This window comes from Staphylococcus lutrae (assembly GCF_002101335.1).
GTDB classification, from domain to species: Bacteria; Bacillota; Bacilli; order Staphylococcales; family Staphylococcaceae; genus Staphylococcus; species Staphylococcus lutrae.
The window spans coordinates 1,475,785-1,492,219 of the sequence record NZ_CP020773.1 but is presented as its reverse complement, the minus strand read 5'-3'; the positions used below and the strand labels follow the sequence as shown (position 1 = coordinate 1,492,219).

Annotated in this window: 15 protein-coding genes and 1 pseudogene; all 16 read right to left on the bottom strand. The window is 39.8% G+C overall.

Translation table 11 applies throughout. The features are described 5' to 3' along the window. Window positions 1–16: 16 nt before the first annotated feature. The 16 genes and pseudogenes from B5P37_RS06830 to B5P37_RS06755 all read right to left on the bottom strand — a co-directional run bounded on the left by B5P37_RS06830 (window position 17) and on the right by B5P37_RS06755 (window position 16,416). On the bottom strand, window positions 17–274 hold the full coding sequence (locus B5P37_RS06830) for an RNA-binding S4 domain-containing protein (protein WP_085237523.1): 258 nt from the start codon (window positions 272–274) through the stop codon (window positions 17–19). Then, complete coding sequence (locus B5P37_RS06825; RefSeq protein ID WP_085237522.1) at window positions 261–1,448, bottom strand: MazG nucleotide pyrophosphohydrolase domain-containing protein; 1,188 nt, start codon at window positions 1,446–1,448, stop codon at window positions 261–263. Before B5P37_RS06825 ends, B5P37_RS06830 begins: the two co-directional genes overlap by 14 nt. Beyond that, window positions 1,445–2,977 (bottom strand): polysaccharide biosynthesis protein, encoded by a 1,533-nt coding sequence (locus B5P37_RS06820; RefSeq protein WP_085237521.1) that lies wholly within the window; start codon window positions 2,975–2,977, stop codon window positions 1,445–1,447. Before B5P37_RS06820 ends, B5P37_RS06825 begins: the two co-directional genes overlap by 4 nt. Continuing rightward, a pseudogene (gene mfd, locus B5P37_RS06815) lies at window positions 2,967–6,457 on the bottom strand (transcription-repair coupling factor). The gene B5P37_RS06820 and the pseudogene mfd overlap by 11 nt, the downstream one beginning before the upstream one ends. Before the next feature lie 17 nt (window positions 6,458–6,474). Further along, the gene (gene pth, locus B5P37_RS06810) at window positions 6,475–7,047 is read right to left on the bottom strand and encodes an aminoacyl-tRNA hydrolase (RefSeq protein WP_085237520.1); all 573 of its coding nucleotides are present in this window, start codon (window positions 7,045–7,047) and stop codon (window positions 6,475–6,477) included. A 468-nt stretch (window positions 7,048–7,515) separates the two neighbouring features. Continuing rightward, a complete protein-coding gene (locus tag B5P37_RS06805; RefSeq protein WP_085237519.1) occupies window positions 7,516–8,166 on the bottom strand; it encodes a 50S ribosomal protein L25/general stress protein Ctc in 651 nt (216 codons plus the stop codon). 137 nt (window positions 8,167–8,303) lie between these two features. Next, window positions 8,304–9,269 carry a ribose-phosphate diphosphokinase gene (locus tag B5P37_RS06800; RefSeq protein ID WP_085237518.1) on the bottom strand — a complete coding sequence of 322 codons (966 nt, stop codon included), beginning with the start codon at window positions 9,267–9,269 and terminating at the stop codon, window positions 8,304–8,306. 74 nt (window positions 9,270–9,343) lie between these two features. Continuing rightward, the gene (glmU, locus tag B5P37_RS06795; protein ID WP_085237517.1) at window positions 9,344–10,708 is read right to left on the bottom strand and encodes a bifunctional UDP-N-acetylglucosamine diphosphorylase/glucosamine-1-phosphate N-acetyltransferase GlmU; all 1,365 of its coding nucleotides are present in this window, start codon (window positions 10,706–10,708) and stop codon (window positions 9,344–9,346) included. Window positions 10,709–11,043: 335 nt separating this feature from the next. Beyond that, window positions 11,044–11,364 (bottom strand): septation regulator SpoVG, encoded by a 321-nt coding sequence (spoVG, locus tag B5P37_RS06790; protein ID WP_085237516.1) that lies wholly within the window; start codon window positions 11,362–11,364, stop codon window positions 11,044–11,046. A 75-nt stretch (window positions 11,365–11,439) separates the two neighbouring features. Then, window positions 11,440–11,820, bottom strand: coding sequence for a RidA family protein (locus tag B5P37_RS06785; RefSeq protein WP_085237515.1), 381 nt, complete (start codon window positions 11,818–11,820; stop codon window positions 11,440–11,442). A 23-nt stretch (window positions 11,821–11,843) separates the two neighbouring features. Then, window positions 11,844–12,665, bottom strand: coding sequence for a pur operon repressor (purR, locus tag B5P37_RS06780; RefSeq protein WP_085237514.1), 822 nt, complete (start codon window positions 12,663–12,665; stop codon window positions 11,844–11,846). Window positions 12,666–12,686: 21 nt separating this feature from the next. Further along, window positions 12,687–13,535 (bottom strand): 4-(cytidine 5'-diphospho)-2-C-methyl-D-erythritol kinase, encoded by an 849-nt coding sequence (gene ispE, locus B5P37_RS06775; protein ID WP_085237513.1) that lies wholly within the window; start codon window positions 13,533–13,535, stop codon window positions 12,687–12,689. A 277-nt stretch (window positions 13,536–13,812) separates the two neighbouring features. Then, complete coding sequence (veg, locus tag B5P37_RS06770; protein ID WP_085237512.1) at window positions 13,813–14,079, bottom strand: biofilm formation stimulator Veg; 267 nt, start codon at window positions 14,077–14,079, stop codon at window positions 13,813–13,815. Between the two features lie 99 nt (window positions 14,080–14,178). Beyond that, window positions 14,179–15,072, bottom strand: coding sequence for a 16S rRNA (adenine(1518)-N(6)/adenine(1519)-N(6))-dimethyltransferase RsmA (rsmA, locus tag B5P37_RS06765; RefSeq protein ID WP_169710829.1), 894 nt, complete (start codon window positions 15,070–15,072; stop codon window positions 14,179–14,181). Between the two features lies 1 nt (window position 15,073). Then, a complete protein-coding gene (gene rnmV / locus B5P37_RS06760) occupies window positions 15,074–15,610 on the bottom strand; it encodes a ribonuclease M5 (protein WP_085237510.1) in 537 nt (178 codons plus the stop codon). 38 nt (window positions 15,611–15,648) lie between these two features. After that, window positions 15,649–16,416 (bottom strand): TatD family hydrolase, encoded by a 768-nt coding sequence (locus B5P37_RS06755; protein WP_085237509.1) that lies wholly within the window; start codon window positions 16,414–16,416, stop codon window positions 15,649–15,651. Window positions 16,417–16,435 lie beyond the last annotated feature (19 nt).

The window sequence follows — 16,435 nt, the reverse complement described above, 5'->3', positions numbered from 1 at the left end:
TTTCTTTGTATCCCCTTTACTGGATGCGCTCTTCTTTAACCAGTTCAAACATTCCTTTTGCATTTTCCTTTGTGGCATGTTCACTTAACCCCGTGACTTTTACTGTAACATTTTTTTGACCAAACTGAATGACTAATACATCATCAACTTTAACATCTGTACTTGCTTTTGCAGTATGGCCATTGATTGCAATACGCCCTTGATCGCTCAATGCTTTCGCAAGCGTACGTCGTTTAATCAAACGCGATACTTTTAAATATTTATCGAGTCTCATGAGAACCTCCCTTTTCTAAATATGCATATAAGGCTTCTTCCGTTAAGTCTTTATTTTTGACTTCATCATACAGTTTTAAGAAATGTGTCGCAAATACTTTCTCAAATTTCACACGTTCTTTTTTACCTTCTGCTTGTTTTTGCGCTTGCCATATCGTTTTTACATCTTCAACATCGCTTGCATCAGCATCTGCAAAAATGTGCGGGTGGCGTCGAATCATTTTCTCAGTCAAACTCGCGACAACCTCACGTGTATCCATAAAGCCTTCTTTACGCCCAATATTCGCATGAAGTAAGACTTGTAGCAAAATATCACCCAACTCCTCAATCATGTGCCAATCATCTTCATGATCAATCGCCTCAAATAATTCGAACGTTTCTTCTAATAAATAGCGTTTTAATGACTGATGGGTTTGAACTTTATCCCACGGACACCCTTGTACATCATCCACTAATTGGGCAATGACGTGGTCGACAAAATCAAAATCAGCGTAAAAGGCAGTGGCATCCTCTAGTTTAGGGACAAATACACTCGTTAAATTTGAATAGTTGATCTCATGATCCAGTGCATAAATCGGGCAACGGGTGACGTGCGCGCCTGCTTGATGCGCGCCATCTACGACCATCACTTCAAATGCATCGGGATAGCGCTCCATTAAACTTAACTTCAAATCTCCAGCGACCTTATCGCTATACACTTGCGTAATAAGTGTCGCCGTGCGAGGATTGAGCATTGCCACATCTAACGCAGTGGCATCTAACATTGTGAAACCATCATTAGGATCGACATCTACCGCTGCAAAGATGTCATCGATAAAACTTCGTCCCCCTAACACTGTTACGTTGATGTGATGTTTGGGTGCTTCTGCAAGTAATAATTGTGTTGTTGTTTCTGCAACGCGAGGATGGCCCGGCACAGCATACACCACATCCTCATGTTGTGCAGACTGAATGAGTCGTTCAGTTATTTCTGCATACACCGCTTCGAACGTGTCATGGGCTTCATACACCTCATCAAAGCTTTCAATTTCAATTCCATCTAATTGTTCAATGACCGGATGTGCTTGTGTACGGACATAAATCTTGTCTTGTTGTTGAATCAGACGATAAAGACTTACAGGCAATTCATCTAATCCGTAATTTCCTAATCCAATAATCGTAAGTTGTTGTGTCATGATTTCCTTCCTTTCTCCCATGAAATCACCTTATCTCCAAATGGTAAATGTCTCCATTCTTCAGCACTTAATATATTGAGATAAAGCAACATCAACACGATACTCCCTACACCTACTGCCGCAGTAACAAGTAGCGCGATGAGTCCTTCGATACGTGTGACATCAGGAATAAGGTAACGACTTAATTGTACACTAGCCGTCATCACGCATAAAGCCAGAGTCAATTTTAAGTAAAATTTTCTAAGTGCCTTGAGTTGATAAAACTGCATCACGCGGGCATGTAAGAAAATAACAAATACGACTAAAGACATCACAGTCGCGATACTTGCGCCTAAAATGCCAAGCCATGAAATCAACAAAACATTCAGACCCATTTTGGCAATGAATCCAATCATCAACCCTTTTATCACCATGGTGAACTGCTCATGAACTTCTAACAACGCAATATACATCATAATGAGCGACACACAAATAACGGTTAACATATAAATGGATAACGTCACCGTCAAATCATCCCGTTCAAAAAAAACACGATTCAATAACGGCAACAAGTTAACTAATCCAATTCCACTCGCACTGCTTATCACTATCGTCATTTTAAGCGAAGCATTGGCATAACTATGCATTTGTTGGAATTGCCCTTTATTTTTAGTGTCTGTCAATAACGGAATCAGTACAAAGCAAAAAGTCGTCGTTACAATCAACCCCATTTGAATCAATGAAGCGCCACGATCGAAAATACCTTTCTGCATAATCGCTTCACTAAAAGTAAGACCGGTTCCATAACGCAACATGTTGACAACGGTAAAACTATCAATGACTTGCCACAAAATTACGATTAAATGACTGATCGCAAAAATCGCTGTCGCAACGATGAAACGACGCCATGCAACCGTTGAAGGTGGCATGGTGATATCAGGAAGATGGCTCTTAAATCCAAGAAAAATTGTTGCGATAAAAAAGCCCGCTGTAGACGCAACTATCGCCCATGTTCCCGCTTGATAGATCGTTAAGTCCCCCTGTATAAACATCACGATTACGCATCCGATCAGACCGACGCGGACAACTTGTTCCAACACTTGTGAATACGCTGGCATATGCATTTCGTATTTGGATTGAAAATACCCCCGCAATAGTCCTAGTGCACCTATGCATAAGAAACTAAAGCTAGCTGCCCGAATCATCGGAGTGAGGTGAACATCCCCCATAGCCAAAGCGATGCCTTTTGCGCCGATAAGCATCGAAATGCAAATGATTCCACCTATCCCCGTTAAGCGACGGCTCAAACGCCATAAATAAGTTCTCGAAATCTGCTGATGCCCTAAAATTTGTGTATAAGCACTGGGTAAGGCATTGCTCGATAACACCACACCTAATGCAACAATAGGGTAAATTTGTTGGTAAGCATATAACCCTTCATCCCCTAATACATTCTGATAAGGCACACGATAAAGCGCACTTAATATTTTGACGATGATCAATCCTAACGTGAGCACGACGACCCCATTAAATGCTGATTTAGATTTCATGAGGGATTCTCAAACTTTCTTCTAATGTTTTCGCTAAAAATTTAAGTGCGTCTAGCCACTGTTTTCCTTTGGTTAAAGTGACTTTCATACAACCGTCTTGTACGCCCACTTTCATTGCACGGCCGAGCGCTAACGTATTTTTAAATAGGGCTTCACCATCGATATCATTCGTTCCTGCTGGCGTCAGCAAAATTTCTATCGCTTTCCCTGTATCTTTCACTGTTTGCACTCCGACATGTAGTAAATGGACTTTAATTTCTACCGTATCCAACAAGCGTTCGACTTCGATTGGATACGTATTGAAACGATCGAGCAACTCGTCTTTAATATCCATCAGTTGTTCCATTTTCTCTGTTGCTCTTAATTTTTTATAGATTTCGATTTTGGCTTGTTCGTTGCGTATATATGACGCTGGCAAGTATGCATCTAATTTTAAATCGATTTCTAATTGAGGGACGACCACTTCTTCTTTTATGCCCCGTTTTTCATTCACTGCTTCTTCCAACATTTGTGAGTACAAATCAAATCCTACAGAATCAATAAAGCCATGTTGTTGCTTACCGAGAAGATTTCCTGCACCACGAATATTTAAATCTCGCATCGCAATTTTGAAGCCACTACCAAGTTCGGTAAATTCTTTAATCGCCTGTAGACGTTCTTCAGCGACTTCGTTTAATACTTTATTTGCCGCGTGTAGAAAATAGGCATACCCAATTCGACTGGAACGACCGACACGCCCACGCAACTGATACAATTGACTCAAACCAAAACGATCTGCATCTTCAATAATGAGTGTGTTAGCATTCGGGACATCAACACCCGTTTCAATAATGGTCGTTGTCACTAAAATATCATATTCGCCATTAATAAAATCCAGCATCGTTTCTTCCAGTTCCCGCTCTGGCAACTGTCCGTGTGCAATGCCAATCGTTGCATCTGGCATCAACATTTGAAGTTGTTCACGTTTTTCATAAATCGAATCCACACGATTGTATAGATAAAAGACTTGTCCACCACGAGCCAACTCACGTTCGAGCGCCTCTTTAATAAAGTTACTATTTTGTTCCAGTACATAAGTTTGAACTGGAAAACGATTTTCTGGTGGGGTCTCAATCACCGACAAGTCTCGAACGCCCAGCATGCTCATGTGCAGCGTTCTTGGGATAGGTGTTGCCGTTAACGTTAAAACATCGACATTCGCTTTTAATGTTTTAATTTTTTCTTTATGACGCACACCAAAACGTTGTTCTTCATCGACAATCAGCAACCCTAAATCTTTGTATTCCACTGTTTTACCGAGCAATTTATGCGTACCGACAACGATGTCGACAAAACCCGATTTCAAACCTTCTTTCGTCTCACGAACTTCTTTTGCCGTTCGAAAACGACTCATCAAATGAATTTCTACCGGAAAATCACGCATTCTTTCAATCAACGTTTCATAGTGTTGTTGTGCCAAAATCGTAGTCGGCACTAAAAATGCGACTTGCTTCCCAGACATGATCGCTTTGAAAGCCGCTCTTACTGCAACTTCTGTTTTTCCGTAACCAACATCTCCACAAAGCAGTCGATCCATCGGTCTTTGGCTTTCCATATCACTTTTAATCTCTATGATGGACTTCGCTTGGTCATCCGTTAAATCATATGGGAAGTCCATTTCAAATGCATGCTGTTCGGCTGTGTCAGGAGCGAATTGATAGCCGACCGATTGTTCGCGTTCCTTGTATAATGCAATCAATTCATCAGCAATATCCTCGACACTACGTTGCACTTTTGCTTTTGTCTTTTTCCACTCACTTCCCCCTAATTTGTACAGTTTAGGGGTTTTATCTTCAGAGCCGACATACTTTTGTACTTGTTCCATTTGATCAACTGGCACAAACAATTGATCGGTCCCTTGGTACTGGATCTTAATGTAGTCACGATGGACATCTCCAACAGCCAATGTCTCTACACCAAGATAACGACCGACACCATGATGAACATGCACGACATAGTCACCCACATTCAATTCTTGATAAGATTTGATCTTTTCGGCATTGCTAATCATTTTGCGTCGCTTTTTAGATGTTTTTTTCTGTTTAGATTGGAACAATTCACGTTCCGTCACCACGACAAGAGACATGTGTGGAAGCTCAAAGCCTTCTGACAAACTCCCTTCTACAATAGCCGCATGCCCTGCTGCCATTGATGCAATCGTCGGATCGATTAATGTTGGGACATGCATCTCACTCAACATCGCTTGAATGCGTTCTTTTTTCGTTTCCGTTTCTACCATTACAACAATGCGTTCTTCTTGTTTCATATAACGTTGAAATTCCGACGTCATGATGTCGTACTGGCCATAAAATTGTTGAACAGGTTTGCACGAAAACTTGATGATGTCATCTAATTTCAAAGGCATCGACGTAGTGAATAATGTGAAAAAGGTGACTTTAAATTGTTGCAACATCCGTTCGAACGCCTCATCGTCCATGAATCGTTGACCAATAAAACCTCTACCACTTTCAATCAAGTTTTGTAAAAATTCTTCCGACTCTATTGTTAATGACTGTTCCGTCTCACGCACGCGCTGATATTCATCCACCAAAATCACCGCGTTCTCTTTCAAATAATCTAAAATGGTTGTCGTGTCTTCATACATTAATGCCACTAAACGGCGTAAAATTTGCGGATCAAAAGCGGTCTCCTCAACCAACTGAAAACTTTCATATGTCTCTTTCAAATCTTGGCGGACTGACTTATCAATTTTAGGACGTGTGTCCTCATACGCTAACTTCAATTGATGCATCATATTTTGACGTACTGATTCAGTGATGACATAATCGTGTGCCGTCGTAATCTCCGCACGTGTCATATTTTCCAAAGAACGTTGTGTTTCAATATCAAATTGACGAATCGAATCCACTTCTGTGTCAAATAGTTCGATTCTTATCGGTTCACCCAATAAAGGATAGATGTCAATGATTCCCCACGCAATGAAAATTCGCCTATATTAGATACAACAGATTCTCGTTGATAGCCCATACTGACTAATTTTTCTAAAAAGGCATCCACATCGATGTCATCCCCTACTTCGAATGCCATTTGATGTGTACGCCATATCTCTTTAGGGGTTAATAACTTTTTCAACCCATTTAAAGGGACGATAAATAACCCGCGACGTTCATTTGCAAGCGCAGTTAAAGTACGTACACGCTCACTCATTAATTCCGGGCTTTGAGTGGAAAATTCTTCAGTCATAATATCTTGCACAGGATATTTAAACACTTCATCATCTAGGACGAACTGCAACAAATCCGCTTCCAATTTGTCGACCTGATATAAGTTATTCGTAACTAGGACAACTTGACGATGATCAGACTGATACAGTTCCGCAATGATTGCTGCTTTTGCCGCGGGCGTGAGTCCTGTCACAAGCATATTGGATTGTCCCACTTGCGCTGCTAAATCTTTAAATCTTGAGTCTCTATTTATCATTTCATTGATTATTGATTTCACTTAGCCTCACCATTATATTGATTCATTACATTTTCAAATTTTTGATTGCCTATAAATGCTTCTACTGCATGAGCGACATGACGAACGACTGGATTCATTGTTTTCATCTCCTCAGCAGAAAAACGCTGTAACACGTAATCTCGCACAGCCATCCCATTTGATGGACGGTCGATGCCGATACGAATTCGCTTAAAGTCACTTGTCCCTAACATTTGAATGATAGATTTCATTCCATTATGACCACCCGCACTGCCCTTTTGACGCAAGCGCACTTGGCCTTGAGGTAAATCTAAATCATCGTATAAAACAAGGAGCTCATCAATGTTGATATCATAATAATCCATCAGAGGCGCAATCGCCTCACCCGATAAATTCATAAACGTTAGCGGTTCAATAAACATCACTTTTTCGCCTTGTACACGTTCTATCGTATACGCACCACGAAATTTTTGTTTATCTAATTTGATTTGATGTTTCTCTAATAGATAATCGATAACTTCAAAACCAATATTATGTCTCGTATCGTCATATTTTTTTCCTACATTACCTAAACCTACAATGCATTTCATCGTTGACCTCCGTATTATTTTTTAATGATACGATTATCATTGTCATTTGTGTTCAATATCCCTATATTAACACATTTATCCTGTTACTTGGTGAATTCTCCTACTCCTATTATAGTGGTGCCGCACTCTATTTTCTCAACTGATTGAAAATTCAAAACTTAGCAACTGGAAGCTGTGTGATCTATCCACATCTCATCAGCCCTGTGAAAATACGGCTATCACTCGTTATACCTCACTTTAACATCATATGAATGATATTATGCAAAAGCACAAATATTATTTTAATTATTTTTTATTTGTTATAATTCTTTATTTTTATACTTTTGATTGCAAACATAAATAAAGGCAGAGATATGGCACCCAAAAACATGATGCTTGGTTTCACCTATTAGCGCACGACAAAAAACATTGAAAAAGAGCCGAAACGCCTCAGGTTTCAGCTCTTTTTCAATGATGATATCATCATTTTTATTCTTCTTTTGCGTCCTCTTCAGAGTCTTCGCCCACAACTTTAGGCTCTTCTGTTGTAGATTCGCCTTCCATTGCTTGGATTTCTTCTTCAGTTGGCTCTTCTGTTGGTGCAACGACTGAAACGATTGTGTCTTCAGCGTTGTTTTCAATTGTGAAGTCACCAGAAAGTTTAACATCTGCTACAGATAAGCTGTCATTGATGTTTAATTCGCTGATGTCCACTTCAACAAATTCAGGGATGCTGTCTGGTGTTGCAGTAATTTCTAAGTTGAACAATGGTTGTTCCACTACGCCACCTTCTTTAGCACCTGGTGCTTCACCAATTAAATGAACAGGTACTTCTACAGTACGTGCTTCAGACATATTGATTGCTAAGAAGTCAATATGCGTAATTTGGTTTTTAAGTGGATCAAATTGATAATCTGAAACCATGACTTTGATTTCTTTTGAACCGACACCTAATTCGATGACACCGTTACGTCCCACTTCACGAATCAATTTGATGAATTCAACTTCATCTACTTTAACTGAAACATTTTTTGTACCGTAACCGTATACGACTGCAGGAACTTTACCTGCTTCACGGATTTTACGTAAATCACCGCGTGTTTGTTTACCTTGACGAATAATAGACTTTAATGAAGCCATATTCATTTTCCACCTTTCCATTGCACACATTTGTGCAGCACTTGCCCATCAACCTAAGTTGCTTGCAAGTGTGTATTTGTCCGCATTCACACGAACAGACCCATTTTACACGAACCCTTATGAGAAGTCAACACGTTTTAGTCGAACAATACGCTGACTGACTCTCGTTCATATACACGAATAATCGCTTGCGCCAATAACTCCGCAACAGAAAGCTCAGTAATGTTATTTGGCTTTTGTTCTTCTTTAAGTTGAATTGAGTTTGTAACGACTAACTCTTTAATCGCTGAATTTTCGATACGTTCTTTTGCTGGACCTGATAAGACAGGATGCGTACAACAAGCAAATACTTCCGTCGCACCTTTATCTTTCAATGCTTGTGCCGCTAATGTAATCGTTCCCGCTGTATCAATGATATCGTCAATAATAATTGCTGTGCGTCCTTCAATCTCACCGACAATGTTCATCACTTCTGCCACATTAGGTTTTGGACGTCGTTTGTCAATAATGGCAATCGGTGTTTTAAGAATATCTGCTAATTTACGTGCACGTGTCACCCCACCATGGTCCGGTGAAACGACAACGCATTTTTCTGGGTCAATTTCTTTATTTTTTAAGAAATAATCTGCTAAAATAGGTACTCCCATTAAATGATCAATTGGAATATCAAAAAAGCCTTGAATTTGAGGCGCATGTAAATCTAATGCAATCATGCGGTCCGCACCAGCCGTCTCAAATAAATCTGCAACTAATTTTGCAGTAATCGGCTCACGACTACGCGCTTTACGATCTTGACGTGCATAACCATAATATGGAACAACAATTGAAATATTCGCTGCGGATGCGCGTTTACATGCGTCAATCATAATAAGTAGTTCCATTAAATGTACATTCACTGGGTTAGATGTCGGTTGAATAATAAAGACATCACATCCACGAATACTTTCTTCAATATTGATTTGAATTTCACCGTCACTAAAACGTTTTACTGTACATTTACCTAACTCAACACCTACGTGATCTGCAACTTCTTTTGCAAGTGGTTCATTACCTTTCAATGAGAAAATTTTCAAAGACGAATTTTTATATTCGGTGTTTAACATTATTATGAATCCTCCAATTTTGTTTTAATCGCTTAATTTGATGACAACAGACTTTGTCAGTCTTTTTTATGAAACTACTTTTCTTTTTTATTCATGTATCCCGGTTTTGTCACTTGTTTTGAACGTGCGACCGCTAAACTATCTACTGGAATATCATCTGTAATGGTTGAACCTGCTGCGATTAGCGTCCCATCTCCTACAGTTACCGGTGCAATGAGATTCGTGTTACAACCGATAAATGCATCTTTGCCGACAATCGTTTTAAACTTGTTCTCACCATCATAATTGACTGTAATCGATCCACAACCCACATTCGTGCGTGCGCCAATTTCTGCATCGCCAATATAACTTAAATGCGATACTTTCGCTTGATCATCGAGTCTCGCTTTTTTAATTTCTACAAAGTTACCCACTTTTGTTTCTTTACCTAACTCTGAGCCTGGACGTAATTGTGCAAATGGTCCTACCGTTGCGCACTCACCTACGACTGCATCTGTCACTACAGAATGTTTAATTGTCGCATGATTGCAGATTCGACTGTTATGAATTTGAGAATATTGGCCAATCGTTACATTTTCACCTATAACCGTATGCCCCGATAATTGGACCCCTTGTTCAATCACCGTGTCCGGCCCAATTTCGACTTCAGCCCCAATGTATGTTGAATCAGGATCAATCAATGTCACCCCGTTAAGCATATGGAATGTATTCACCCGCTGACGATAGGCCTTTTCAGCACGGCTTAGGGCGATGCGATCATTCACACCCATAATCTCCTCAAAATCATCCGTGTGATAAATGGCAACTTTTCCTTTGTTTTGAAGAATTAATGTTAAAACTTGTGGTAAATAATATTCTCCTTGTGCGTTATTGTTGTCTACATGTTCTAGCAACTCGAACAACGTTTGATTATCGAAAGCAAAAATGCCTGAACTGACTTCTGTGATGGCTTTTTGACTGTCATCTGCATCTTTTTCCTCTACAATTTCTATTAACTGCCCATGGTCCCCGCGAATGATACGACCGTAGCCGAACGGTTGGGGCGCTGTAGCAGATAAGACTGTGGCTTGTGCCTCCTCTTGCGCATGATGTGCGATTAAACGAGATAACGTGTCACTTGTAATTAACGGCGTGTCTCCGCAAACAACCAGTGTCATCCCTTCTTTTGATGCTAAATGCTCTGCTGCTGTCTTTACAGCATGCGCCGTACCTAATTGCTCTTGTTGAAAGCTATATAAAGAAGCATCCGCGAGTGCCTCTTGCACACTTTCTGCCCCGTGTCCCACAATTGTCACAACTTGGTCAACACCTGAAGCACGAACTTGATCAATGACGTGACCAATCATCGGCTTCCCAGCAACATGATGCAGCACTTTAGCTTGCTTAGATTTCATTCTTGTGCCTTTACCTGCTGCTAAAACGATTGCATGTTTTTGCATGGCAATGAACCCTCCATTATGTTATACACTTCTACATAATTATAATTTAACCGTGTGCACACTTTCAAGGCGTAAACCAAGAAAAGCCCGTCCTGTCATAGCAAGCGCTCATTTTGCAATTGTCCCATATCACCGCAATCCACTGATACCACACCGTTCTCTAAGATACATTTTCTTTAAAACAGTGCAAAAAATTATTGAACCCTATCCGTTGCATAATGCAAAAGATTAAAATATATTTGCATGTTCATCCGCATTTCTATCCCCGTTTTGACAGCGCCCATATAAAAAGGGCTTGTCATTCCAATCATGACAAAACCCTATAAAAGCAAAATTTATTCTATTTCTGTTTCTTTCGCTTCTGATGATGCTTCTGACGTTTGATCTTGTGCTGGTAAAACTTCATCAGTCTCATCATATACTTTCATTACCGCATCCTGAATTTCTTGTCTCATTTCTGAATTAATTGGATGCGCAATATCACGGAATTCACCATCTGGTGTACGCTTGCTTGGCATGGCAACGAATAAACCTGAGTTACCTTCGATGACTCTCAAATCGTGAATAACGAACGATTCATCTAAAGTAATAGACACCAAGGCCTTCATTCTACCATCTGTTTGTATTTTTCTAAGTCTAACATCTGTCACTTTCATGTAGTGAGCCCCCCATAGTAATTTAAGTATACTTTGTATTTTGTGATATCAAGAAGTCTTCAGCTTAACTTTTGATTATACCGCTTTAACCTTAGCAATCATTTCAACCTCTATTTTGACATCTTTCGGCAAGCGTGCCACTTCCACCGCACTTCTTGCAGGGCGATGTCTATCAAAATACCTTTCATAGACTTCGTTCACCTTTTGAAAGTTTTCCATATCCGATAAAAAGATTAAAACTTTAACCACGTGATTCAAATCTGAGCCGGCTGCTTCGAGCACCGCTTTAAGATTTTCCATCACTTGTTCGGTTTGTTTTTCTACATCGTCACTCACGATTTCGCCCATTAAATTCAATGGGATTTGACCAGAAGTATAAACTAAGCCGTTAATAATTGAAGCATGTGAGTATGGTCCAACTGCTTGAGGTGCATTGTTCGTATTTATCGTTTTCAAATGATTGAATGCTCCTTTACCTTTTAAAATTGAGATAGAATATTTCCTGACTCGACTTTAAATTCTTGATTGTATTCGTCTACGTCAGACAGGCGCACTAAGGAGGTATAATCTTCAATCAGTCGTTGTTTGACTTCTTTAGATTCTACAAGTACAGATACCCCTTTTACATGTGCTTTAAACTCATTCATTAAATTCATCACGCCATTAATTGAGCCGCCAGCACGCATAAAATCGTCAACAACTAACACATTTGAATGTTCCTTTAATGTGCGCTTGGATAATACCATGGTTTCGATTTTTCTTGTTGATCCTGAAACATAATTAATAGAAACTGTAGAGCCTTCCGTCACTTTATTGTCTTTTCGTATCACAACGACAGGGAGATTGAGTACGCTTGCAACTGCATTCGCAAGTGAAATCCCTTTTGTTGCAATCGTCACAATCGCATCCAACTCTTCTTGCATATAAATCGTTGCAATCAATCGACCTACGCGTTTTAATAATGCCGGATTCCCCATAAGGTCAGACAAAAATAAATAGCCCCCCGGCAACAAACGTTCTTTTTCCTGCAAAAGTGAAATGACCTCATCAATGACTTCTTGCGCTTCTGCCTTTTGCATTTGCGGACGATATTTCACGCCACCACTTGCGCCGGATATCGTTTCAACTGTGCCCAAACCTTCTTTAATTAATGTATCTTTAATGATTTGAACATCTTCACTAATCGATGACTTCGCTTGTTCAAATTTTGTAACAAAAAACGTGAGAGGTACGAGCTTATTCGGGTTATTAATTAAATATTGTGTCATATAAACAATGCGTTCACTTCTTTTGTATCGCACGGTTGTCACCCTTTCTCTGTTTTAACCCAGTGTTCTTACGAGATAGACATCATTACAGCAACCACTCACTGCGTTGAAAATATGGCGCGCTTGTCGTTCTCGTTGTGCAAAACCGTATACAGTCGGTCCACTACCACTCATTAATGCACCGTCCGCACCACTATTTAACATATTAGACTTTATTTTAGCAATTTCTGGTTGAAGACGCATCGAAACAGGCTCTAAACGATTAGATAAGCTTCGACATAACCCTTCATAATCTTGAGTTTCAATGGCTTTTAAACATTGTTGTGTATGAACTGGAAAAGGTTGGCTTAAATCGAGTCCCCCATAGATTTCCGGTGTCGATAATCCTATTTGCGGTTTCGCAACAATCACCCAAGCTGAAGGAATTTTAGGCAGAATATCAAGAATTTCACCACGCCCTCGACAATAGGCAGTCGTTCCATATATGCAAAACGGGACATCTGAACCGATCATCGCACCAAGCGTACTCAACGCTTCATATGAGCGATTCAATTCAAACAAACGATTCATACCACGTAAGGTCGCTGCAGCATCACTCGACCCCCCTGCTAATCCAGCTGCAACAGGAATGTTTTTTTCTAGCGTAATGGTCACACCTTGTTTGATTTGATAGGCTTCTTTCATCAAAAGTGCGGCACGATAAGCTAAGTTGCGATCATCGGACGGAATAAATGTTTCATCCACTTTCAAAACAATACGCCCATCATTCCTCTTTTCAAATGACAAACGATCATTCAAATCAATGGTCGTCATAATCATTTCGACTTCATGATAACCATCATCTCTCTTATATAAAGTATCTAAGGTCAAATTGATTTTAGCAGGTGCTGTTTCATAAATCATTCCAATATCCTCTTTCCAAATGGTATTACTGTGATTTTAACACATAACGATGATAAAATGCGCCTATTCCTTTCAATTTCACTCATACGGGATAAAGGCAACAAAACCAAAATCTTGCTTTTTTACCGCGTAGACACGCGTCCTTATTTTTCTGCACATCAATCTCTCATCCCAATAATCGACATGTGATATGACACGCACTCACATATATGCGTGCAAACAAAAAACCATCCCACCTCAATCAGCAGAATGGCGTTTATGTAGTTGTCTTTATATTTTACTGTGCAATCGGTGTTTGTGTTCGCTCATCCTCTACAAATGATACTTCCACATTTTCAGTCAGTACATCTGCATAAGTATAAGATACACGTTCAAAATTATGTTTCTCTGGGTCCAATTCTACAACAAACACTGAAGGATACGTTTCAGTGAGAACACCGCAACGTTCAATTGTTTTTTTGCGACCTCCATTAGCTTTAAGTACAATACGATTTCCTAATTGACAATCAAGAGAATTTTTGATGTCTCCAATAGATTTTGGCATATTGCTCCACCTCGCTACAAAGGTATGATAACACATATTACAACATTTAGTCAAATAAAATTTTAATTTTAGCAAGGTGTTAAGTCATTGTCAATCAATTTATAATGTCAAATTCGGGAAATTTTTCAATTCTTCATACAAACGTGCATATTCTTGTATAGTTAAGGTTTCACCCCGTCGCTTTGGATCAATTCCTGCTTGTTCAAGCCATGCCATAAGCGTTGTTTTGAGCGCTTTTCCATCTTTAAAAACGCTTTGATAATTGTTGAAAATCGTTTTACGACGTTGACCAAACGCACCTTTCGTCATCTTGAAAAACAGATGCGGTTTGTCGACTTGCACTAATGGATTTTTACGTTTCATCAATTTCACAACGATGGAGTCTACATTCGGTGGCGGCATAAAGACCGTTTTCGGAACAGTGAGTACTTTCGACGTTTCAGTATAATATTGTGCTGCAATCGATAAAGAACCGTATGCTTTTGTTCCCACCTGCGCATTCAAACGTTCACCGACCTCTTTTTGCATCATCACGACATACCCATCAATATTTAAGTCTTGTTCAAGCAACGATAATAAAATCGGTGTCGTAATGTAGTAAGGTAAATTTGCAACGACCATTATCTTTTCACATTGTGATAAATGCTGTTCGATCGCTTCCGCTACATTTGCCTTTAAAATATCTTCATTAATGACTGTGACATTCGAGTGGGGAGATAATGTATCATTGAGCACTGGAATCAGCCGTTGATCAATTTCAAATGCCAATACGTGTTGCGCATGTTTAGCCAACTGCTCCGTTAATGAGCCCATTCCGGGGCCAATTTCGATGACACCTGTCGTTGCGTCAATGCCACTTGCATCAATAATGCGATGAATAATATTCACATCAATTAAAAAGTTCTGCCCTAAACTCTTTTTAAAGCTAAAACCATATTGATTTAAAAGCGCACGTGTTCTTGAAGGTGTCGCAATATCCTTATCATGCATAATTTTACTCCTCTTCTAACGCTCGACGGACATCCGCTTCTGTATATCCGAATGCGTTAAGCTTTTTTATTAATTGTTTACCATTTGAATGACCAATGTGTAGTCGCTTACCGAGCAAATTACGACGATATCTTGCATCAGGACCTATAATGAGCCCTAACTCAATCAACACCGCCTTACTAATACGCTCTTGTGCTTCTGAAAACGGGGTAGATACATGCATTAAAGCTTCACGGATTGCGTCTAAACTCGCATGTTCTACACCAATTTTTCCACGTTTGCTTTTAGCCAATTCACGATCGATAAATGCATGTTTGACACCTGGAACAGCTTCGCGAATGATCGTTCTAATTTTATCACCTGGGAAATCAGGATCTGTGAAGACAATCACCCCACGTGTTTCTTGCGCTCGGCGTATGACATCAATCACATCCTCATCTATCGCACTACCATTCGTTTCGATGGTGTCACAAGTCACCGCACGTTGTACACGTTCAGTATCATCTCGGCCTTCTACTACAATAAATTCATTGATCTTCAACTTCGCACCTTCTTTATGTTTGTTCTCTTTTTATACACTTACAAACCAAATAATCGCTCTGCATTTTCTGTTGTTTGTCGTGCCACTTCTTCATAAGAAATTCCCCGCAGCTTTGCAATTTCTTCTGCTACTAATGTCACACGTGCTGGCTCATTACGTTTTCCCCGATACGGATGCGGCGTTAAATAAGGTGCATCCGTTTCAACGAGCAGACGGTCAAGTGGCACATGTTTAGCAACTTCTTTTGGCTGTTTCGCATTTTTAAACGTCACAGGTCCACCTAATGAAATATAAAAGTTTAACTGCTTCGTTACAATGTCAGCAATTTCTGGAGAACCACTAAAACTGTGCATAATGCCCCCCACTTCTTCTGCATGTGACTCGATCAAAATATCAATACAATCTTGAGTCGCTTCACGATTATGAATGATGATAGGCAATTTCACACGTTTGGCCAAAGCAATTTGTTGACGAAATACTTCTTTTTGTACCTCTTTAGGGGATTTATCCCAATGGTAATCCAACCCCATCTCCCCTATTCCAATCACTTTAGGGTGTGCGGATAATGCCTCTATCCATTCTAATCGTTCTTGCGTAAAATCAATCGCATCAACAGGATGCCAACCAATAATGGCATAGATAAAATCATACGCTTCAATGAGCTGCATCGCACGTTCTATTGTCTTAGTATCAAAACCGACAACAAACATACGATCAACCCCGGCATCTAATGCACGTTGAATGACCTCGTCTAAATCTTTGTCATACTGATCTGCGTTTAAATGTACGTGTGTATCAATTAACATTTGTCTCCCTCCATCTCAT